Source organism: Natronohydrobacter thiooxidans (assembly GCF_001884735.1).
Lineage (GTDB): Bacteria > Pseudomonadota > Alphaproteobacteria > Rhodobacterales > Rhodobacteraceae > Roseinatronobacter > Roseinatronobacter thiooxidans_A.
Window position 1 is genome coordinate 485,395 of the sequence record NZ_MJAP01000034.1, and the last position, 19,392, is coordinate 504,786.

The 19,392-nt window shown below is 64.0% G+C and carries 22 protein-coding genes and 1 tRNA gene; 13 read left to right on the forward strand and 10 right to left on the reverse strand.

Annotated elements, in window-relative coordinates; all coding sequences use genetic code 11:
* Nucleotides 1–284: 284 nt before the first annotated feature.
* The 8 genes from typA to BG457_RS17035 form a co-directional block, all read right to left on the reverse strand.
* Nucleotides 285–2,105 (reverse strand): translational GTPase TypA, encoded by a 1,821-nt coding sequence (typA, locus tag BG457_RS17000; RefSeq protein WP_071798786.1) that lies wholly within the window; start codon nt 2,103–2,105, stop codon nt 285–287.
* Between the two features lie 77 nt (nt 2,106–2,182).
* Nucleotides 2,183–2,785 carry a YitT family protein gene (locus BG457_RS17005; protein ID WP_071798788.1) on the reverse strand — a complete coding sequence of 201 codons (603 nt, stop codon included), beginning with the start codon at nt 2,783–2,785 and terminating at the stop codon, nt 2,183–2,185.
* 1 nt (nt 2,786) lies between these two features.
* Nucleotides 2,787–3,116: a DMT family transporter gene (locus BG457_RS17010; RefSeq protein ID WP_071798790.1), complete on the reverse strand. Its 330-nt coding sequence runs from the start codon at nt 3,114–3,116 to the stop codon at nt 2,787–2,789.
* 14 nt (nt 3,117–3,130) lie between these two features.
* Nucleotides 3,131–3,853 carry a M48 family metalloprotease gene (locus BG457_RS17015; RefSeq protein WP_071798792.1) on the reverse strand — a complete coding sequence of 241 codons (723 nt, stop codon included), beginning with the start codon at nt 3,851–3,853 and terminating at the stop codon, nt 3,131–3,133.
* A gap of 498 nt (nt 3,854–4,351) precedes the next feature.
* Nucleotides 4,352–4,627, reverse strand: a complete 276-nt coding sequence (locus BG457_RS17020) for a hypothetical protein (RefSeq protein ID WP_071798794.1) — start codon at nt 4,625–4,627, stop codon at nt 4,352–4,354.
* 33 nt (nt 4,628–4,660) lie between these two features.
* Entirely contained in the window at nt 4,661–5,326 is a 666-nt protein-coding gene (locus BG457_RS17025) for a PspA/IM30 family protein (protein ID WP_071798796.1), read from the reverse strand.
* Nucleotides 5,327–5,424: 98 nt separating this feature from the next.
* Nucleotides 5,425–6,018 carry a TetR/AcrR family transcriptional regulator gene (locus BG457_RS17030; protein WP_071799273.1) on the reverse strand — a complete coding sequence of 198 codons (594 nt, stop codon included), beginning with the start codon at nt 6,016–6,018 and terminating at the stop codon, nt 5,425–5,427.
* A 66-nt stretch (nt 6,019–6,084) separates the two neighbouring features.
* Nucleotides 6,085–6,744 carry an alpha/beta hydrolase gene (locus BG457_RS17035; RefSeq protein WP_071798798.1) on the reverse strand — a complete coding sequence of 220 codons (660 nt, stop codon included), beginning with the start codon at nt 6,742–6,744 and terminating at the stop codon, nt 6,085–6,087.
* A gap of 254 nt (nt 6,745–6,998) precedes the next feature.
* On the opposite strand from BG457_RS17035, the gene iscR reads away from it, so the two are divergent.
* The 10 genes from iscR to BG457_RS17085 all read left to right on the forward strand — a co-directional run bounded on the left by iscR (nt 6,999) and on the right by BG457_RS17085 (nt 14,895).
* On the forward strand, nt 6,999–7,457 hold the full coding sequence (iscR, locus tag BG457_RS17040; RefSeq protein ID WP_071798800.1) for a Fe-S cluster assembly transcriptional regulator IscR: 459 nt from the start codon (nt 6,999–7,001) through the stop codon (nt 7,455–7,457).
* Between the two features lie 54 nt (nt 7,458–7,511).
* Nucleotides 7,512–8,558 (forward strand): cysteine desulfurase family protein, encoded by a 1,047-nt coding sequence (locus BG457_RS17045; RefSeq protein WP_071799274.1) that lies wholly within the window; start codon nt 7,512–7,514, stop codon nt 8,556–8,558.
* A 14-nt stretch (nt 8,559–8,572) separates the two neighbouring features.
* On the forward strand, nt 8,573–10,084 hold the full coding sequence (gene sufB, locus BG457_RS17050) for a Fe-S cluster assembly protein SufB (RefSeq protein ID WP_071798802.1): 1,512 nt from the start codon (nt 8,573–8,575) through the stop codon (nt 10,082–10,084).
* Entirely contained in the window at nt 10,081–10,281 is a 201-nt protein-coding gene (locus tag BG457_RS17055) for a hypothetical protein (protein ID WP_071798805.1), read from the forward strand. Before sufB ends, BG457_RS17055 begins: the two co-directional genes overlap by 4 nt.
* A gap of 41 nt (nt 10,282–10,322) precedes the next feature.
* Nucleotides 10,323–11,084: a Fe-S cluster assembly ATPase SufC gene (gene sufC, locus BG457_RS17060; RefSeq protein WP_071798807.1), complete on the forward strand. Its 762-nt coding sequence runs from the start codon at nt 10,323–10,325 to the stop codon at nt 11,082–11,084.
* The gene (locus tag BG457_RS17065) at nt 11,084–12,379 is read left to right on the forward strand and encodes a SufB/SufD family protein (protein ID WP_071799275.1); all 1,296 of its coding nucleotides are present in this window, start codon (nt 11,084–11,086) and stop codon (nt 12,377–12,379) included. The genes sufC and BG457_RS17065 overlap by 1 nt, the downstream gene beginning before the upstream one ends.
* Nucleotides 12,380–12,469: 90 nt before the next feature.
* Entirely contained in the window at nt 12,470–12,979 is a 510-nt protein-coding gene (locus BG457_RS17070; protein ID WP_071798809.1) for a hypothetical protein, read from the forward strand.
* 5 nt (nt 12,980–12,984) lie between these two features.
* Nucleotides 12,985–13,551 (forward strand): Yip1 family protein, encoded by a 567-nt coding sequence (locus BG457_RS17075; RefSeq protein ID WP_071798811.1) that lies wholly within the window; start codon nt 12,985–12,987, stop codon nt 13,549–13,551.
* Nucleotides 13,551–14,771 carry a cysteine desulfurase gene (locus BG457_RS17080; protein WP_071798813.1) on the forward strand — a complete coding sequence of 407 codons (1,221 nt, stop codon included), beginning with the start codon at nt 13,551–13,553 and terminating at the stop codon, nt 14,769–14,771. Before BG457_RS17075 ends, BG457_RS17080 begins: the two co-directional genes overlap by 1 nt.
* Nucleotides 14,772–14,818: 47 nt before the next feature.
* A tRNA-Arg gene (locus BG457_RS17085) sits at nt 14,819–14,895 on the forward strand.
* Nucleotides 14,896–14,909: 14 nt separating this feature from the next.
* Here BG457_RS17085 and BG457_RS17090 read toward each other — a convergent pair.
* The gene (locus BG457_RS17090; RefSeq protein ID WP_071798815.1) at nt 14,910–15,527 is read right to left on the reverse strand and encodes an aminotransferase class IV family protein; all 618 of its coding nucleotides are present in this window, start codon (nt 15,525–15,527) and stop codon (nt 14,910–14,912) included.
* On the reverse strand, nt 15,479–16,621 hold the full coding sequence (locus BG457_RS17095; RefSeq protein ID WP_071799276.1) for an aminodeoxychorismate synthase component I: 1,143 nt from the start codon (nt 16,619–16,621) through the stop codon (nt 15,479–15,481). The genes BG457_RS17090 and BG457_RS17095 overlap by 49 nt, the downstream gene beginning before the upstream one ends.
* A gap of 202 nt (nt 16,622–16,823) precedes the next feature.
* Here BG457_RS17095 and BG457_RS17100 point away from each other — a divergent pair, with 202 nt between their 5' ends.
* From BG457_RS17100 to BG457_RS17110, 3 genes are all read left to right on the forward strand, one after another.
* The gene (locus tag BG457_RS17100) at nt 16,824–17,147 is read left to right on the forward strand and encodes a hypothetical protein (RefSeq protein ID WP_245771027.1); all 324 of its coding nucleotides are present in this window, start codon (nt 16,824–16,826) and stop codon (nt 17,145–17,147) included.
* 254 nt (nt 17,148–17,401) lie between these two features.
* Nucleotides 17,402–17,854, forward strand: coding sequence for an MmcB family DNA repair protein (locus BG457_RS17105; RefSeq protein WP_071798819.1), 453 nt, complete (start codon nt 17,402–17,404; stop codon nt 17,852–17,854).
* Nucleotides 17,855–17,972: 118 nt separating this feature from the next.
* Nucleotides 17,973–18,836 carry a hypothetical protein gene (locus BG457_RS17110; protein ID WP_071798821.1) on the forward strand — a complete coding sequence of 288 codons (864 nt, stop codon included), beginning with the start codon at nt 17,973–17,975 and terminating at the stop codon, nt 18,834–18,836.
* Nucleotides 18,837–19,392 lie beyond the last annotated feature (556 nt).

The window sequence follows — 19,392 nt, forward strand, 5'->3', positions numbered from 1 at the left end:
GGCCGCCGCGCAGCGCCCGACCGCCCCCCGGGCGGGCGCTCCTCGCTGTCGGGCATCTCAAAACCGCTGGAATATGCCGCGCCATAAACTGCCCGCCAAAACCGGAGTGAGCGCCCCCCCGCGGTCGGGCGCTGCGCGGCTTTCGTTCACTGTCTCCTGTCCGCTTGCGTCCTGCTTTGCCGACACTCTCCGAGAAGCCCCCGCGCCTGCAAAATCCGCCGCAGCAGAGGCCGCGTCGCCCCCTAACGAAAAACCCCGCCTCTCGGGGCGGGGTTTTGCAGATCTTACGCGCTGGCCTTGGCCTGACGTTTGCGCTCATGCGGATCGAGGAAGCGCTTGCGCAGGCGGATGGCGCTCGGCGTCACCTCGACCAGTTCGTCATCGTCGATATAGGCAATCGCCTGTTCCAGCGACATGATCACCGGCGGCGTCAGCTTGACCGCATCATCCGTGCCCGAGGCCCGCACATTGGTCAGTTTCTTGCCCTTGAGCGGGTTCACTTCCAGATCATTGTCGCGGCTATGCTCGCCGATGATCATGCCCTGATAGACCGGATCCTGCGGGTTGATGAACATGCGCCCGCGCTCTTCCAGATTCCACAGCGCATAGGCCACTGCCGTGCCGTCCTCCATCGAGATCAGCACGCCCTCGCGACGGCCCGGAATGGTGCCCTTATAGGGCGCCCATTCGTGGAAGACGCGGTTCAGCACGCCGGTGCCGCGCGTGTCGGTCATGAATTCGCCGTGATAGCCGATCAAGCCGCGCGAGGGGACATGGGCGATAATCCGGGTCTTGCCGGTGCCTGCGGGTTTCATCTCGACCAACTCGCCCTTGCGGGGGCCGGTGATCTTCTCGATGACGCTGCCGGTATAGTCGTCATCAACGTCGATGGTGACTTCCTCGACCGGTTCCAGCCGCTGGCCATCCACATCGCGCATCAGCACGCGGGGGCGCGAGATCGAGAGTTCGAAGCCTTCGCGGCGCATATTCTCGATCAGCACGCCCATCTGCAATTCGCCGCGCCCGGCGACGTCAAACGCCTCGCCGCCCGGTGTGTCAGTGACCTTGATTGCGACATTGACCTCGGCCTCGCGCATCAGACGCTCGCGGATGACGCGGGACTGCACCTTGGAGCCGTCGCGGCCCGCCAGCGGCGAATCATTGATGCCGAAAGTGACCGAGATGGTGGGCGGGTCGATGGGCTGGGCGGGGAGTGCGATGTCAATGTCGAGCGCGCAGAGCGTGTCGGCGACCGTGGCCTTGGACATGCCCGCGAGGGTGACGATATCGCCCGCTTCTGCGGCCTCGATCGGCTGCTGGCCGAGGCCGCGGAAGGCCAGAACCTTGGTCACGCGGAACTGCTCGATCTTCTTACTGTCGCGCGAGAGCGCCTTGATGGTCTCGCCCGCTTTCAGCGTGCCGGATTCGACCCGGCCGGTCAGGATGCGGCCCAGATAGGGGTCGGCGCCCAGGGTGGTTGCGAGCATGCGGAAGGGTTCCGCGCGCGCGGCGACCTGTTTCGGCGCGGGCACATGTTTGACCACCAGATCGAACAGCGCGGACATGTCCTGACGCGGCCCGTCGAGTTCGGCATCGGCCCAGCCATTGATGCCGGATGCATAAAGCACAGGGAAATCAAGCTGTTCGTCATCCGCGCCCAGATTGGCAAACAGATCGAAGACTTCATCCAGCGCGCGGTCGGGTTCGGCGGCGGGCTTGTCGACCTTGTTCAGCACCACGATCGGGCGCAGGCCAAGCGCGAGGGCTTTCGAGGTCACGAATTTGGTCTGCGGCATCGGGCCCTCAGCCGCATCGACCAGCAGCACGACACCATCGACCATCGACAGGATCCGCTCGACCTCGCCGCCGAAATCGGCATGGCCGGGCGTGTCGACGATATTGATGCGCATGTCTTTCCATTCGACCGAGGTCGCTTTGGCAAGAATGGTGATCCCGCGCTCGCGCTCCAGATCATTGCTGTCCATCATGCGCTCGGACGTCGCCTGATTCTCGCGAAACGCGCCCGATTGTTTCAGAAGCTCGTCCACCAGCGTGGTCTTGCCGTGGTCAACATGGGCGATAATCGCGATATTGCGAAGGGTCATAACTCTGGCCTTTTAGGGGATGCTGCGCCGCCGCATAGCGCATTGCGGGCCATCTGGCTACCCCCTAAGTGGCGATGTCACGTTCCGATGTAGCGATCCCGCCGATGGTTGATGCCGATGATCGCATTCAGGATCGCCGCGCCGAGGAGCGACCAGAGCACCAGTGTCAGCGGCAGGATCAGCGCGGCGGCGGCGAAAAGCACCAGATCGAAGCCCAGCTGGACCCAGCCCGCGCGCCAGCCCAGACGTTCCTGCAGATCGTAAGCGACGATGCCCACGCCGCCAAGGCTGGCGCGGTGGCGGAAGATTGCAAGCAGCCCCGCGCCCGAGACCATGCCGAAAAGCACGGAAGCGACGGCGGGATGGGCGGGCGAGATGCTGACCAGATCGCCGATGATAAGCGAGAAGCCCGAGATCAGCGCCACCGAGAGAAAGGTTTTCAGCGTGAAGGCGGGGCCAAGGCGGAACCATGCCAGCGCGTAGAAAGGCAGGTTGATCACGAAGAAGACCACGCCGAAGCTGTAGCCGGTGAGGTAGGAGATGAGCACGGCGGCGCCTGCGGTCTGGCCGGTGACCAGCCCCGCGCCGGTCAGGATCAGCACGCCGAAGGCGCACATCGCCGCCCCGAAGATCAGGCCCTGCGCATCCTCGAAGGCGGTGTGGCGGGCGGGGGCGGTCATGTCAGTGGCCCACGGATGTGCTGAAGATATTGATCACCACGATCCCGGCAATGATCATGCCCAGCCCGATCAGCGCGGGCAGATCGAGCCGCTGGCCGAAGACGATATAGCCGATGCCTGCGATCAGGCAGATGCCAAGCCCCGACCAGATCGCATAGGCGACGCCCACAGGGATCACGCGCAGCACCAAGGCCAAGAGCCAGAAAGAGAGCGCATAGGCCAGCACCACCACCGCCGCAGGCAGCGCGCGGGTCATGCCGTCGCTGGCCTTGAGGGCAGTGGTGCCGATGGTTTCAAACAGGATCGCGACCGCGAGATAGATCCAATGCATGGTTTACTCTCCCCTCAGACTGGCTGGCCCGCGCGGTGGCGCGCGACGGCGGATTCGACTTCGCGCAGGCGCTCGGCATTGGGGGGATGAGTGCCAAGGAACTGGTTGCCCGGATCGGGGATGCGCCGGAAGACCTGCGCGCCGCGCAACGCGTCATAGCCGGCGCGCTCGGCGATCACGGCGCCGATACGGTCGGCTTCCAGCTCAAAGGGCTTGGAATAGCGCCGCGCGCCCACGGTTGCCGTGGCGGACATGATCTGGCGCGCGGTGGCGTCATCGGCCCCGACCAGTGCGGCGGCGAGCCCGCCCAGAAGCGCGCCGGTGCGCGCCTCGCGCTGGATGCGGGGAATATGATCGGCGATGTGATGGGCGGCTTCATGGCCGAAGATCAGCGCGATCTCGTCGGGGCTGCGCAATTCGCGGATCAGGCTTTCGGTGAAAGAGATGACCGGGCGGCCGCGCTCGTCGCGGGTGTGGAAGGCATTGGGGGGCTGGTCCGCGCGGTCATCGAGCATGACGATGAAATTGCAGTCCAGATGCGGGCTGCGCTCGCGGCAGACCTGCGTGGCGACCGGGCGCATGCGGGCCACGACCGCGTTGAAATCGGCGCGGGTGCTGGGCTGCGCCTGCGCGGGCGGCGCTATGGGCGCGGGCAGCGGCGCCATGGGGGCCATGGTGCAGGCGGCGGTGAGGGTCAGGGCAAGCAGGGCGAGCAGAGGACGCAGGGCAGGGAGCATCGCAATCGGGCCTTTCGCGAGGGATCAGCAGGGACATAGCGCAGGGAGCGGGCGGGGGCAATTCGGGGCCTGTGCACATTCTGGCCAGCAGGGGGCGGGGGGGGGAGCGACGGTCAAGAAGCGCCCGCTCATGGCCCGCCCGCCCGCCCCGATGCCATTCGCGGGCGCTGCCCGCGCTTGCGCGCGGGCGGGGTTTCGGTGCGGGGGGGATCCTTGCGATCTGGCCCGCCCCTTTCGGGGACGGGCCGGGGGCGGGGCGTTTCTGGTGCGGTGTCGGAGCGTTGCGCGGCGGTGAAACGCGCAGTGTGCGGGAGGCGGCGGTGGGGCGGCGTGCGCGGGGCAAGAAGCGCCCGCTCATGGCCCGCCCGCCCACCCGTTGCCATTCGCGGGCGCTGCCCGCGCTTGCGCGCGGGCGGGGTTTCGGTGCGGGGGGCGATCCTTGTGATGTGACCCGCCCCCTTGCGGGGACGGGTCGGGGGCAGGTCGGGGAGAGGCGGCTCAGGGCTTTTCGACGTATTCCGAGAGCAGTTTTTCGTTTTTCGCCTGCTCAAGCCGCGACAGGCGGTCTGCGGCGATGCGGGCGTCGAATTTGTATTTCACGAAATTCACCAGACTGATCGTCAGCATGACCACGGCGAGCGCCCAGAAGCCCTTGGTCGAGAGGCTGACATCGGTGTTGATCCAGAGCGAAAGCCCAAGGAAGATATAGGAGGCGATGACGCCGCCAAGGTTGAAATTGGTGATGAGGGTGGTGTCGCTGGGTTGGGTGTTCATGGGAGTACCTTTCTGAGTGACAGGCTTGGGGGATTATTTGGTGAACCGGGCCAGAACGGCCTCGGCGGTGATGCGGGTGGGGGTGCCGATGCCAGCCGCGGACATGCGGTCGGTCAGGCTGTCACCAGTGAGGTCGCGATTGATCTCGGCGAGAATATCCGAGCGCTCGATCGGGTCTTCCTCGGAGGTGACGCGGGCGATCAGATCCTGCGCCTCGTCCAGCGGCGAGGCGCCGGTGGAATGCAGTCGCGCCGTGGCTGCGCGTTCATGGCGGATGGCGCGGGCCTGAACCTGCCCCAGCCGCAGATCCTGCAAGCGGCGATGCGCGCTTTCGACGGCCATGCGCAGGCGCAGCACCTTGGCGTCGAGCCTGTCGAGCAATTGCTTGCGGCTCTCGGCCTCGGTCTCCATCCGGGCCAGTGCCTCGGCGGCGGGCTGGGCCAGATCCATGCGCTCCTGCGCCACCGCCTGTTCGATGCGGGCGGTCATGTCAGCGATGCGCTTGTGGAGCGCGTCGCGTTGGGTCTGCTCCATCCGCTGGCGCTGGATGAGGGCGGCGAGGGTGGCCTTGGCGGCGTTCAGCCCGGCTTCGCCTTCGCGGATTTTCTGGGCGATCAGGTCGAGCGCGAATGTGTCGCGCAGGTTTTCTTCGGCGCGGGCATTGGCGCCTGCAAAGAGGGTCTTGAGCGTGGCAAACATTCCGGCTTCCTTTCTTGAACATCGTTCATGAACAAGGGATAGCCGAAGCGTGAACGCTGTTCAAATAAAAAATGAACGGTGTTCAAAATGACGTGGCGTCACGGATCCGGGGCGGCGGTTTTCGCGATCAGGAGTGCCAGCATCTGCGCCACGCGATCATCGGGCACGCCGGAGATACGTTTCTCGACCCCCAGAAGCACGATGCCATGCACGGCGGAAAAGAGGGTGCGCACGAGAAGGTCCAGATCCTCGGGGCTGCGCTCGGGGTGCAACTGGCGCAGGGGGGCGGCGATGATCTCGAAGAGTGCGGCCATTTCCTGCCAGTACCAGGCGGGCACATCGGCCTCCGAGGACATGCGCAGATCAAAGAGCGCAAGCCAGGCATTCCGGTTCTGGATGGCGAAGGCGCGGTAGCTTTCGGCCATGGCAATGAGTTGCGCCACGGGCGCGGCATCAGGCTGGGCGGCGACGGCGCGGCGCACCTGATCGCCAAGGCGCAGGAAGGTGCGGCCATTCACTGCCAGCACAAGCTGGTTGAGATCGGCAAAGACATTGTAGATCGCACCGAGGGCACAACCGGCCTCGCGCGCCAGATCACGGGCGCGCAGGCCGCTGATACCGTCCGCGCAGATCCGCGCCTCGGCAATCCCGATCAGGCGGGTACGCAATTCGTCGCGGGGGATACGGGCCATTCCTGCCTCCATGAACCTTGTTCATGGGCTTCTAGCGGGAATGGCCGGGAAACCCAAGCGCGGATTTCAGCGGGTCGTTTCCGTCAGGCGGCGGGTCACATAGTCGCTGACCGTATCGAGCATCGGCTGCATGTGGCGTTCTTCATCCTTGAAGAAATGATCCGCGCCCTCGATCTCGGTATGGGTGATGGTGATGCCGCGCTGTTCCTGCAGTTTCGCCACCAGCGATTTGGTGTCGCGCGGGGGGGCCACGCGATCTGCCGTGCCATTGATGATCAGGCCCGAGGCCGGGCAGGGCGCGAGGAAGCTGAAATCATAGAGATTCGCGGGCGGGGAGACCGAGATGAAGCCGGTGATATCGGGGCGGCGCATCAGAAGCTGCATCCCGATCCATGCGCCGAAGCTGAAGCCCGCGACCCAGCAATGCCGCGCATTCTGGGTCTGGGCCTGCACATAATCAAGCGCGGCGGCGGCGTCGGACAATTCGCCGATGCCCTGATCATATTCGCCCTGGCTGCGGCCGACGCCCCGGAAATTGAAACGCAGCACCGTGAAGCCCATCTTGTGAAAGGCGTAGTGCAGATTATAGACCACCTTGTTGTTCATCGTGCCGCCGAATTGCGGATGCGGATGCAACACGATGGCGATTGGCGCATCGGGTCTGGCTTGCGGGTGATAGCGGCCTTCTAGGCGGCCTTCGGGGCCGGGGAAGATGATTTCGGGCATGCGGGGCCTTGTGACTGAGGGGGCGCAGGCAGATCAGAGAGCAGGTGCTGCGCGCGGGGATGCGCCTGGGCCGAGGCTAATTCTTGACTCTTTGATTTGGGCATTTTAGAAGTGTTCTAAATTGCGAGTGTCTGTTGCCGGGACCGGGCTGTGTGCCGTCAGGATTTATGCCCGCGGCTGCCCCGCGTCAACCTCTTTGCCAGTCCGCGCCCCTTCGTCAGGGGGATGGAAGGGCCATCCCGATGGGGCCGCGAATGAAACTATCGACAAAGGGCCGCTATGCGATGATCGCGCTGGTGGATCTGGCGCAGGCGCCGGAGGGTGCGCTGGTTTCGCTAAATGAGATATCAGGGCGGCAGAATGTCTCGCTGGCCTATCTGGAGCAGCTTTTCGTGAAGCTGCGCCGGGCCGGGCTGGTCGATTCGGTGCGGGGCCCCGGTGGCGGTTACCGGCTGGCGCGCCCGGCCGAGTCGATCCGTATCTCGGAAGTGCTGGAAGCGGTCGAGGAAACCGTGAGCGCGATGCATACCGGGGCGGGCGCGACCGGGGCGGTTTCGGGCTCGCGCGCGCAATCCATGACCAACCGCTTGTGGGAAAGCCTGTCGGCGCATGTCTATGTGTTCCTGCATCAGACGCGGCTGTCGGATGTTGCGGGCAATGCGCTGACGCCCTGTCCGGCAGTGCCGTCGCTGTTTCATGTCGTGGATGAGTGAGCGCCGTGGCGCGCGGGTTGAGTGAGTATTTTGGGCAAGATGAAAGCAGGGCCGATGCGCGCGCGGGTCTATCTGGATTATAACGCCACCACGCCGCTGCGGCCCGAGGCGCGCGCGGCGATGATTGCCGCGATGGATATCCATGGCAACCCGTCTTCGGTCCATGCAGAGGGAAGGGCCGCGCGGGCGCTGGTCGAGCGCGCGCGCGCGCAGGTCGCGGCGGCGCTGGGGGCCGAGGGGGCGGAGATTGTCTTTACCTCGGGCGCGACCGAGGCTGCCGCGCTGGCACTGGCCGGGCGCGGGCTGACGGGGGCGGCGATCGAGCATGATGCGGTGCGCGCCTGGGTGGATCAGTCGCTGGCGGTAGATGCGCAGGGGCGCGTCACAGTGCCCGATCCGGCCCGCGCCACGCTGCAACTGGCCAATTCCGAGACGGGGGTGGTGCAGGAATTTCCCGAGGGGCTGGCGGTCAGTGATCTGACGCAGGGTTTTGGCAAGCTGCCTTTCGCCTTCAACTGGCTGGGGGTGGAGATGGGCTTTGTCTCGGCGCATAAGCTGGGCGGGCCGAAAGGTGTGGGCGCGCTGGTGATGCGGCGCGGCACCGATCTGGCGGCGCAGTTGCGCGGCGGCGGGCAGGAGATGGGGCGGCGCGCGGGCACCGAGAATCTGACCGGGATTGCCGGTTTCGGCGCGGCGGCAGAGGCTGCGGCAAAAGACCTTGCGGAAGGGGTCTGGAATTCTGTATCTGAAATTAGAAATATTCTAGAAGAGGCTCTGGACGCTGGCGCAAAGAAGACTATTTTGGTCGGGAAAGGTGCTGCGCGCCTGCCGAATACGCTTTGCCTTGCGACACCGGGCTGGAAGGCCGAGACGCAGGTGATGCAGATGGACCTTGCGGGCTTCGCGATCTCTGCGGGCTCGGCCTGTTCATCCGGCAAGATGCGCGCCTCGGGCGTGCTGGAGGCGATGGGTTATGCGCCGCAACTGGCCGCAAGCGCGATCCGGGTCTCGCTGGGGCCCGAGACGCGCGAGGAAGATGTGCTGCGTTTCGCGGAAGCGTGGTTGAAGGAATACCGCCGGTTCGAGAGCCGCGCGGCATGACAGAGGGGAAAGACATGGTTGCCTTGGATGAAAGCCAGTTGCGCGAGGGCGTGGACCGCGAGACGGTTGAAACCGTGCAGTCCATGGCGGGCACTTACAAGCATGGCTGGGAAACCGAGATCGAGATGGAGTTCGCCCCCAAAGGGCTGAACGAGGATATCGTGCGGCTGATCTCGGAGAAGAATGGCGAGCCGGACTGGCTGCTGGAATGGCGGCTGGACGCCTATCGGCGCTGGCTGACCATGGAAAGCCCCGACTGGGCGATGCTGAACATTCCCGAGATCGACTATCAGGAGCAATATTATTACGCCACGCCCAAATCGATGGTGGAGAAGCCGAAATCGCTGGATGAGGTGGATCCGAAGCTGCTGGAAACCTATGCCAAGCTGGGGATTCCGCTGAAGGAGCAGGCGATTCTGGCGGGCGTCGAGGGCGCCGATGAGGGCCGCAAGGTGGCGGTCGATGCGGTGTTTGATTCCGTCTCTGTGGGCACGACCTTCCGCAAGGAACTGGCGGCGGCGGGGGTGATCTTCTGTTCGATCTCTGAAGCCGTGCGGGAACACCCGGAACTGGTGAAAAAATACCTCGGATCGGTCGTGCCGCAGAATGACAATTACTTCGCGGCGCTGAATTCGGCGGTCTTCTCGGATGGCAGCTTCGTCTATATCCCCGCGGGTGTGAAATGCCCGATGGAGTTGTCCACCTATTTCCGCATCAATGCCGAGAATACCGGGCAGTTCGAGCGCACGCTGATCGTGGCCGAAAAAGGCAGCCATGTCAGCTATCTGGAAGGCTGCACCGCGCCCAAGCGCGACACCCATCAGTTGCATGCGGCGGTGGTGGAAATCGTCGTGCTGGAAGATGCCGAAGTGAAATATTCGACGGTGCAGAACTGGTATCCGGGCGATGAGAACGGCAAGGGCGGGATCTATAATTTCGTGACCAAACGCGCCGATTGCCGCGAGGCGCGCGCGAAAGTGATGTGGACGCAGGTCGAAACCGGATCGGCGATCACCTGGAAATACCCCTCCTGCGTCCTGCGCGGGGATGACAGTCAGGGCGAGTTCTATTCCATTGCCATCGCCAATAACTGGCAGCAGGCCGATACCGGCACCAAGATGGTGCATCTGGGCAAGAATACCCGCTCGCGGATTGTCTCGAAGGGGATTTCGGCGGGGCATGCGCAGAATACCTATCGCGGGCTGGTCTCGATGCACCCGCGCGCCACGTCGAGCCGCAACTATACCCAATGCGACAGCCTGCTGATCGGCGATAAATGCGGCGCGCATACGGTGCCTTATATCGAGGTGCGCAATGCCTCCAGCCGCGTGGAGCATGAGGCGACGACCAGCAAGGTTGACGATGATCAGCTTTTCTATTGCCGCCAGCGCGGGATGGATGAGGAAGAGGCGGTTGCGCTGGTGGTGAACGGGTTCTGCAAGGAAGTGTTGCAGGAATTGCCGATGGAATTCGCGATGGAAGCGCAGGCGCTGGTCGCGATTTCGCTGGAAGGGTCGGTGGGGTGAGCTACGCGGCTGCGATCAGGAATACCGCGCGGGCGGCGCTGATCTTTGCAGTCATTTTCTTTGCTTTCATGGTTGGCGTCGCGCTCATCTCTGGTGAGACGATCAACTGGCTGGAAGCGGGCATGATGACAGTGATCGCAACCGGGGTCTATTGGGCCTTGATGGCCGCGCTCAAGACCCGCAGGACCGGAAAATAACGCGCGCAGGTAGTTGCGCCGACAAATGAATGAGGACAAAAATGCTGGAAATCAACAACCTGCACTGCGAACTTGAAGACGATTCCGAGGTGAAGATCCTGCGGGGCGTGTCGCTGACGATCAATCCCGGCGAGGTGCATGCGATCATGGGCCCGAATGGTTCGGGCAAATCGACGCTCTCTTATGTGCTCTCGGGCCGCGATGGGTATGAGGTCACAGAGGGCAGCACGACGCTGGACGGGGCGGATCTCTTGGAGATGGAACCCGAAGAGCGCGCGGCGGCGGGGCTGTTTCTGGCGTTTCAATATCCGGTGGAAATTCCGGGGGTTGGCAACATGACCTTTCTGCGCACGGCGGTGAATGCGCAGCGGAAAGCGCGCGGTGAGGAAGAGCTTTCGGCGGGCGAGTTCCTGAAAATCATCCGCGCGAAAGCGAAGGAATTGCAGATCGACGCCGATATGCTGAAACGCCCGGTCAATGTGGGCTTTTCGGGCGGCGAGAAGAAGCGCAACGAAATCCTGCAGATGGCGATGCTGGAGCCGAAAATGTGCATCCTCGACGAGACCGATTCGGGGCTGGATGTGGATGCGATGAAGCTGGTGGCCGATGGGGTGAACGCGCTGCGCGATGCCGGGCGGTCTTTCCTTGTTATCACGCATTATCAACGGCTTCTGAACCATATCAAACCCGATGTGGTGCATATCATGTCCGAGGGAAGGATCATCAAGACCGGCGGGCCGGATCTGGCGCTGGAGGTCGAGGAAAACGGCTATGGCGATCTGCTGGCGGAGGCCCAGGCATGATGCCGCGCGCGAAACTGGTAGCGCAGAAGCGCGAGGCGGCGGCGGCGCTTCTGGACGGGCGCGCGCTGCCCGAGGGCGGCGCATGGGCCACCAAGGCGCGCAACGCGGCGGAAGCCCGGCTGCGCGAGATGGGGCTGCCGGTCAAGCGCGATGAATACTGGCGCTATACCGATCCGCGTCGGCTGACCGATGCCAACGTCCAGCCCGGCAAGCTGCATGCGCAGGATGATGAGACCCCGGTATTCGACGCGGTGGACCGGGTGAAGCTGGTCTTCGTGGATGGGGTGTTCGACGCTTCGGCCTCTGACGCGCCGGAACTGGCGGGGGTCGAGATCTGCCACTTGGCAGAGGCGGCGCGCGCCGATCTGCATTGGGCGCGGGATCTGTTCGGGGTGCTGGAAGCGCGCGGGCAGGTGCCTGTGGCGCGGCCGCTGGCGAGCCTGAACAGCGCTTTCGCGACCGAAGGGCTGCTGATCCGGGTGACGGGCAAGGCGGAAAAGCCGGTCTCGCTGATCTATCAGCGCAAGGATCCGGCGGCAGAGGCGCTGACGCATCATGTGATCCGGCTGGAAGCGGGGGCGGAACTGACGCTGTTGGAAAACGGCCCGGTGGCGGCGCGCTACAATCAGGTTCTGGAGATGGATATCGCTGACGGCGCCGTGCTGCACCATGTGCGCGCGCAGGGGCGCGACCATGAACGCGCGGGCGCCACGCATCTGTTCGCGCGGCTGGGTGCAGAGGCGCAGTTCAAATCCTTCACCCTGAGCGCCAATGGCGCGCTGACGCGCAATGAGGCGGTGATCTGGCTGGATGGCGCCGAGGGATCAGCCCATATCGCGGGCACGACGGTCGGGGATGGCGCGTTTCATCATGATGATACGGTCTTCATCAACCATGCCGCGCCGCGCTGCGAGAGCCGTCAGGTGTTCAAGAAAGTGCTGCGCCATGGTGCAGTGGGCGTGTTTCAGGGCAAGATCCTTGTGGATCAGGCGGCGCAGCTGACCGATGGCTATCAGATCAGCCAGTCGCTGCTGCTGGATGAGAATGCGCAGTTTCTGGCCAAGCCGGAGCTGGAGATCTATGCCGATGACGTGAAATGCAGCCATGGCTCGACCTCGGGCGAGATTGATCAGAGCCAGCTTTTCTATCTGCGCGCGCGCGGTGTGCCGGAGGATCAGGCGAAGCTTCTCTTGGTGCTGGCCTTTCTGGCCGAGGCGCTGGAAGAGATTGCCGATCCGGTGCTGGCCGAGGATCTGCGCGGCAAGATGGAAGCCTGGCTCAAGCGGCGGGCCTGAGCGTCAGGGGGCTTCGGGCCCCCGTCCGGCCCCGAAAAGGGGCTCGGGGTTCTTTTGCAAGGCTGAAACCAGCGTCAGCGTGGAAATAATATGTCCTTGATGCGCAATATCGCGCGCAGCTATCGCGCGCCGGGTGAGGTGGTCGCTGCTCTGGCGCGGGGCGATCTGCGCGAGCCGCAGGTGCTGTTTTTCGCGCTGCTGGCCTGCGGGCTGATCTATGTCGCGCAATGGCCGGGCCTGTCGCGTGCGGCCACGCTCGACCCGTCGGTCAGTTTCGAACAACGCATGGGCGGCGCGCTGTTTGCGGTGATGTTCGTGCTGCCGCTGCTGCTTTATGCGGTGGCGGCGCTGCTGCAGCTTGGGTTGCGGCTGTTTCGCCCGGTGCCGGGCGTGCATGTGCGGCTGGCATTGTTCTGGGCGCTGCTGGCGGTCACGCCGCTGATGCTGCTGCAGGGCGGGCTGTCGGCGCTGCTGGGACCGCAGGGCTTGGTGCAGGCTTTCGGGTTTGTGGTCGCTGGCGCCTTCCTTTACATATTGGGCGCGGGGCTGGGGGCGGTGATGCGGCTTGCCCATGGCCCGGAGCAGAAAGGGCGAGGATAGACGCGATGAACCTGAATTTCGCCACGGTAAGCGCGTTGGTGCGCCTGACCCTGACCCAGCCGCGCGCGGCGGCAGAGCGGCTGATCGCGATGAATGTGCCCGATGATGCGCGCTGGCTGGGCTTTGTCATTGTCGTGGTGCTGTCGGTCATCCTGAGCCATGCCTCGCTCACGCTGATGGAGGAGGAAACCGTCTCGCTGCTGAATGTGGCGCTGATGCAAAGCTCGGTCCTGCTGGCGACAGTGGTTGCGGTGCAGGGGGTGGGGCGGCTTTTTGGCGGGCAGGGCACATTTCCCGACACGCTGTTGCTGATGGCCTGGCTGCAATTCGTGATGCTGGTGTTTCAGGTCATCCAGATGGCGAGTCTGGTGCTGATCCCGGCCCTGTTCGGGCTGATCGTGGTTGTGGCGCTGGTGGCATTCCTGTGGATGCTGACGCATTTCATCGTGGCGCTGCATGGGTTCCAATCGGCGCTGAAGGTTGTTGTCGGGATCATTTTCACGGTATTCGCGATGTCCTTCGTCTTTGCCATTCTGCTGACCATGTTCGGTCTGGTGCCGGGGGGTGTGTGATGCTTGATCTGGACAGGATCCGTGCCGATTTTCCGATTCTGGCGCGGCAGGTGAATGGCAAGCCGCTGGTCTATCTGGACAATGGCGCCTCGGCGCAGAAGCCGCAGGCGGTGATTGATGCGGTGGTCCGTGCCTATGCCGAGGAATACTCGAATGTGCATCGCGGGCTGCATTACCTGTCCAATCTGGCGACCGATAAATACGAGGCGGTGCGCGGCAAATTGCAGCGTTTTCTGAATGCCGCGCATGAAGACGAGATCCTCTATACCACCGGCACCACCATGGGCATCAATCTGGTGGCCTATGGCTGGGCGATGCCGCGATTCGAGCCGGGCGACGAGATCGTGCTCTCAGTCATGGAGCATCACGCCAATATTGTGCCCTGGCATTTCCTGCGCGAGCGGCAGGGGGCGGTGCTGAAATGGGTCGATTGCGCCGCTGATGGCAGTCTTGATCCGCAGGCGGTGATTGACGCAATCGGGCCGCGCACCAAGCTGGTGGCGATCACGCAGATGTCGAATGTGCTGGGCACGGTGGTCGATGTGGCCGCGATCTGTGCCGGTGCGCGCGAGAAGGGCGTGGCGGTCATGGTCGATGGCAGCCAGGCGGCGGTGCATATGCCGGTCGATGTGCAGGCGATTGGCTGCGATTTCTATGCTGTGACCGGGCACAAGCTTTATGGCCCCTCAGCGTCGGGCGCGATCTATATCCGCCGCGACCGGCAGGCCGAGATGCGCCCCTTTCTGGGCGGCGGCGACATGATCCGCGAGGTCACACGCGAGGGTGTGATCTATAATGACCCGCCGCATAAATTCGAGGCGGGCACGCCCGGCATTGTCCAGCAGATCGGGCTGGGTGTGGCCATCGATTATATGTCGGAAATCGGGATGGCGGCGATTGCCGCGCATGAGGCGGATCTGCGCGACTATGCGGCCGCGCGGCTTGCCGGGCTGAACTGGTTGAATGTGCAGGGCACGGCACCGGGCAAGGGCGCGATTTTCAGCTTCACGCTGGAAGGGGCGGCGCATGCGCATGATATCTCGACCGTGCTCGACAAGAAGGGCATTGCCGTGCGCGCGGGCCAGCATTGCGCGGCCCCCCTGATGGATCATCTGGGGGTGAGCGCCACCTGCCGCGCGTCATTTGCGATGTATAACACCCGCGCGGAAGTGGATGCGCTGATCGAGGCGCTGGAGTTGTGCCACGAGCTTTTTGCCTGAAATGGCCCGTTGCATCGTCCCCTCCGGCACCGTATAGAGGCGCTCAGGCACCCATAGCTCAGCTGGATAGAGCGCTGCCCTCCGAAGGCAGAGGTCAGAGGTTCGAATCCTCTTGGGTGCGCCAAATCTCTGGAAATCTCACTCAGCGGCGATGAACCGCGCCGGGATCAGCCCGCGCAGGGCGTTGCCGACCCAGAGCCGCAGATGCGGCAGGTCGGGGGCCAGCAGGATTTCCTCGGGGCAGGCCAGTTCGGCGCGCAATACCCCCGGCAACAGGCCCGAGGCGAGCGGCGGCGTGCGCAGCCCCGCGCCGCGGTCGAAAAACACGGTGGTGATCGAGCCGTCGCAGACCTCGCCGCGTTCATTGAGGAAGATCACTTCGTCCAGCCCCGCAGGCAGCGTGGCGCGGGCGGTGTCATAGATTGCGCGGCGGGTGGATTTCACGCGCAGCCAGGGATCAGCCGAGTGCAGCCGCGCCTGTGCCAGCCCGACGCGCCAGAGCGGTTTCACGGGCGGCAGGGGGCTGGTGGTCATTTCGGTGCGGCCCTGCCGGTCGAGCGTCAGGCGCAGGCGGGCGGGCTGGCCTGTGGGCCCTGCAAAGGTGACATCGGGGCAGGCCCAGCCCAGCGCCTGCGCGCCTGCGCGCAGACGCGCATGGTGCAGGCGGGCGCGGGGCGCGCGCTGGCCATCCCAGAGAACCGTCTCGATCAGGCGCAGGCCGGGGTCGTCAGCGCCTGCGCGTAGCGGGTTTTCCACAGCGCTTCCTCCCATTCGCCTGTCGCCGTGCTGTCCTGCACCACGCCACCGCCGACATTGGCCAGAATCTGCCCCGCGCTGTCGATCTGCATGGTGCGGATCGCCACCGACCAGCATTGATCGCCCTCCGGCGCGGCCCAGCCGATCGCGCCGCAATAGGCGCCGCGCGGCTGCGATTCCAGCTCCGCGATGATCTGCATGGCGCGGATCTTGGGGGCACCGGTGACTGAACCACAGGGGAACAGTGCTGCCATCAATTCGGGCAATCCGGCATCGCGCAGCAATTCGCCCTGAATGCGGCTGCTCATCTGATGCACGGTCGCGAAACTCTCGATCCCGAAGAGTTCCGGCACCCGCACCGAGCCGACCCGGCTGATCCGCGCGATATCATTGCGCAAGAGATCGACGATCATCAGATTCTCGGCCTGCACCTTCTCGCTGGCGGCAAGCTCTGCTTTCAGCCGTGCATCCTCTGCCGGGTCGCTGCTGCGCGGGGCCGTGCCCTTCATCGGGCGGCTTTCCAGCAGTCCGCCCTGAACCTGAAAGAAGAGTTCGGGGCTGCGCGAGACCAGCGCCGCGCCGCCCCCCAGATCGACAAAGGCGCCGAATCCCACGGGCTGGCGCGCGCGCAGCGCCCCGTAGAGCCCCAGCGCCGTGCCCGCGCCTTGCCGTGTCGTGACCGGGAAGGTCAGGTTGATCTGATAGCAATCGCCCGCACTGACATACTCCTGCAGCCGCGCGAAGGCGGCGTCATACTCGGCGCGGGTGATTCCCGGCAGCAGCGGGTCGAGCCGGACATGCGGCGCGGCCCCGGCGGCGCGGGCGAGCATCGCCTCGGGGGCGCGCGGCGCGTCATGGATGCGCAGATCGACCAGCGGCCCGGCCTGCGGCGTCCAGAGCGGGGCGAGGCGCGGCTCGAAAGCATAGCCTGCCTCATAGGCCAGATAGCCCGCCACCCATTTGCCCTCACGCCGTGCGGCTTCGGCCTGTTCAAGCACCGGCAGGACATCGGCCAGCCCATGCGCGATCAGGCGCTGCTCGGGCGCCTCAAACAGGACAGGGCGGCCTTTCGGCCCGTGTTCGATCAGGATCACGCGCGGCACTCGCTTTCGATTCACTGCAAGGGAACAGATAACGCGGCCTGCGGGGATTTGCACCCGCACAGTACGACCGGGCGGCGCTGAAATGCGGCAGAGGTGCGGCGTAGGCTGCGACTTATTGCCGGCGCGCGCGGGTGGCGCTTGTTTCCATGCCTCAGGGCGCTATCTTGATACGCATGGATTGCAGGAGGAGCCGATGCGACCGCAGCAAGAACCGATGCCGAAACTGGTCAAGCTCTATATTCAGCAGGTGCTGATCGGCTTTGGCCTCTCGGCGGTGTTCACGGCGATCCTGATCTATCTCGATATCGGCAATCTGCAGCGTCTGGTTTTCGGCTCCGGCGACGGGCTGCTGGGGCTGTTCCTGATCTTCTTCTTCAATGGTCTGGTCTTTGCCGGGGTGCAATTCGCGATCCGCATCATGCGCATGGGGCATGAGGATGATGATGACGATGATGATGACCAGGGCGGCACACCTGTGCGCGCCGATCTCAAGCCCGTGGCTGTGGCGGCGCGGTGATGGGGGGCGGCAGGCCCGCAGCGACCGTGGTGGCGTGAGTTTCCCGAGAGCCTGAACTTATCAGGTGGGCGCCAGATAACAGGGCCAGGACCCCGCCAGAGCCAGCTCCCTCGGAGATGCTTATCGGCCACTGGAAAATGGCCACGCACGCGAAGAGCAGAACCTGCCAGCCCCTGACATAGGCGTGGGCCGCGCGTCGCGCAAGGGTGATCCTGTGCTTGACCTGTGTTCTGCTTTCGTTCATCATTTCGGGTATGTCCGATGATCTGAGCCTTGCGCCGCCGGGCCGGGTGCTGGCGCGCGGTGTGTGCCGCTGCCTGACCAGCCTTGGTTTCGCGCCTTTGACCGAATTCGTGCCCGCGCGCGGGTTGCGGGTCGATGTGATGGCGCTGGGGCCGAAGGGCGAGATCTGGGTGGTGGAGTGCAAATCCTCACGCGCGGATTTCCGGTCGGATCATAAATGGCAGGGCTATCTGGACTGGTGCGACCGGTTCTTCTGGGCGGTGGACCTTGAATTTCCGCAGGAATTGTTGCCGCCCGAGACCGGGCTGATCCTTGGCGACGGGTTCGGGGCGGAAGTCTTGCGCATGCCCGAGGCGGAGCCGCTCGCGCCCGCGCGCCGCAAGGTGCTGGTGCAGGGTTTCGCGCGTCAGGCGGCGCTGCGGCTGGCGCGGGTCTATGATCCGCAGGGGGGCGGGATGGGGTAGGGGGTGGTAGGTGAAGAGGGGTGGGGGCCTTGGCCGCCAGTCGGCTGCGTGCCCCTTTGAGGCGCGCGCCTATTGATCGCCTCCGCAATTCAGGTAATGTTGATCGGGTAGGGGGCAGATGACATTTACCGCGCTTGAACAGGAGGCCATCGTATTAAATGCCGTAATGGGCATGGTGGACGACATGGTGAACCACACCATATTTTGTTTGCCGGGTGAGAAGACAGAAAACACAAATCTCCTGCCTCAAACGTCGGGAACCCTTCGGCAGTTTGCAATCCTACTGCGCGATTTCCTTTCGACAGTCGCTGGGAGAGGAAAGGGGCCGATGCCGTTCGGACTGCCAAGGCCGCCCAACGGCGACAATGCTACCGATAACACAACTCTCTTCTATCTCGCTCGTGTTTGCAAGAACCCGTTGATAGGAACCAACGTAGATTTCCTCGAAATACAGACACACAGTTTTATTGAATGGCTTGAATGTTCTGCCGTCGTCCCAAATGTATGGTTGGCGAACATCGAGGTCGAGGTCAATCTAACCATCAAGCGCATCGACTTCATCCGCATGGGTGGGGACATTGGGAAGCACAACTTCCTGCGCCTCGGCGGACAAGCAGCCAGGCTGAGAAAAATCCTTGGAGAGAACGGAGTTACGATTAACGAGAGCCAAGCCTACGCTGCGTTACCGGACTGCTGGGATTGGTTTCACACGCACCTGTTCGCCTACCACGCCAGCACGATAGCTGAGTTCCTGAACAACATTCGCTATGCCATTCGGCTCTACGTCACACCCACCGCAAAATCTAGCTATCGAGTCACGGGAAAGATCGACGACTATATTGATAGATACACTTTTGACCGTCCCACAGAGATTAAGAACGAATTTGCATGGGCGCAATACTGTGAACTGCTGAACAGCACACGGCATAAACCTAATTTTCCGTTCTTCAGCGTGACACAATCTCTGAAAAGCCAGTTCTGATAGGCTAGTCGACTAGGCCCAAAGCTGGCAGCTTTGGGCGTCAAATAAATTCGCGTCCGTCAACCTTGAAGCCAGCGCCGCTAGTCTGCGTCCTGCCAACGAGTAGATGCTTTCGTTGCTACAGCGATAGTCCTCTCCGTCCCGCTTCGCCGCCACTCACCAAGACGCCCCCGCGCGGAATCAAGGCCGCAGGCCGCCGCGCAGCGCCCGACCGCCCCCCGGGCGGGCGCTTCTCGCTGTCGGGCATCTCAAAACCGTCGGAATAGGCCGCAGCATAAACTGCCCGCCAAAACCGGAGTGAGCGCCCCCCCGCGGTCGGGCGCTGCACGGCTTTCTCCCACGGTCAACTGTCTGCAGAGCCCCGCTTCGCCGACACTCGCCAAGACGCCCCCCCGGTGCGGCACCAAGGCCGCCCGCGCGGCGGCCGTCCGCCCCGTCACGCCGGAGGCGTGCCTTCGGCACGATGGCGGGCGCTTCTCGCTGTCGGGCACGTCAAAACCGCCGGAATATGCCGCAGCATAAACTGCCCGCCTTCACTGTGGGAGCGCCCCCCCGC

Bases quoted from the DNA above. Each gene is read 5' to 3' on its own strand.
- BG457_RS17105 (WP_071798819.1), top strand. From the start codon at position 17,402: ATGTCCGATGATCTGAGCCTTGCGCCGCCGGGCCGGGTGCTGGCGCGC.
- sufB (WP_071798802.1), top strand. From the start codon at position 8,573: ATGGTTGCCTTGGATGAAAGCCAGTTGCGCGAGGGCGTGGACCGCGAG.
- iscR (WP_071798800.1), top strand. From the start codon at position 6,999: ATGAAACTATCGACAAAGGGCCGCTATGCGATGATCGCGCTGGTGGAT.
- typA (WP_071798786.1), bottom strand. From the start codon at position 2,105: ATGACCCTTCGCAATATCGCGATTATCGCCCATGTTGACCACGGCAAG.
- BG457_RS17070 (WP_071798809.1), top strand. From the start codon at position 12,470: ATGTCCTTGATGCGCAATATCGCGCGCAGCTATCGCGCGCCGGGTGAG.
- sufC (WP_071798807.1), top strand. From the start codon at position 10,323: ATGCTGGAAATCAACAACCTGCACTGCGAACTTGAAGACGATTCCGAG.
- BG457_RS17100 (WP_245771027.1), top strand. From the start codon at position 16,824: ATGCGACCGCAGCAAGAACCGATGCCGAAACTGGTCAAGCTCTATATT.
- BG457_RS17020 (WP_071798794.1), bottom strand. From the start codon at position 4,627: ATGAACACCCAACCCAGCGACACCACCCTCATCACCAATTTCAACCTT.
- BG457_RS17005 (WP_071798788.1), bottom strand. From the start codon at position 2,785: ATGACCGCCCCCGCCCGCCACACCGCCTTCGAGGATGCGCAGGGCCTG.
- BG457_RS17045 (WP_071799274.1), top strand. From the start codon at position 7,512: ATGCGCGCGCGGGTCTATCTGGATTATAACGCCACCACGCCGCTGCGG.
- BG457_RS17035 (WP_071798798.1), bottom strand. From the start codon at position 6,744: ATGCCCGAAATCATCTTCCCCGGCCCCGAAGGCCGCCTAGAAGGCCGC.
- BG457_RS17025 (WP_071798796.1), bottom strand. From the start codon at position 5,326: ATGTTTGCCACGCTCAAGACCCTCTTTGCAGGCGCCAATGCCCGCGCC.
- BG457_RS17110 (WP_071798821.1), top strand. From the start codon at position 17,973: ATGACATTTACCGCGCTTGAACAGGAGGCCATCGTATTAAATGCCGTA.
- BG457_RS17065 (WP_071799275.1), top strand. From the start codon at position 11,084: ATGCCGCGCGCGAAACTGGTAGCGCAGAAGCGCGAGGCGGCGGCGGCG.
- BG457_RS17080 (WP_071798813.1), top strand. From the start codon at position 13,551: ATGCTTGATCTGGACAGGATCCGTGCCGATTTTCCGATTCTGGCGCGG.
- BG457_RS17075 (WP_071798811.1), top strand. From the start codon at position 12,985: ATGAACCTGAATTTCGCCACGGTAAGCGCGTTGGTGCGCCTGACCCTG.
- BG457_RS17030 (WP_071799273.1), bottom strand. From the start codon at position 6,018: ATGGCCCGTATCCCCCGCGACGAATTGCGTACCCGCCTGATCGGGATT.
- BG457_RS17015 (WP_071798792.1), bottom strand. From the start codon at position 3,853: ATGCTCCCTGCCCTGCGTCCTCTGCTCGCCCTGCTTGCCCTGACCCTC.
- BG457_RS17010 (WP_071798790.1), bottom strand. From the start codon at position 3,116: ATGCATTGGATCTATCTCGCGGTCGCGATCCTGTTTGAAACCATCGGC.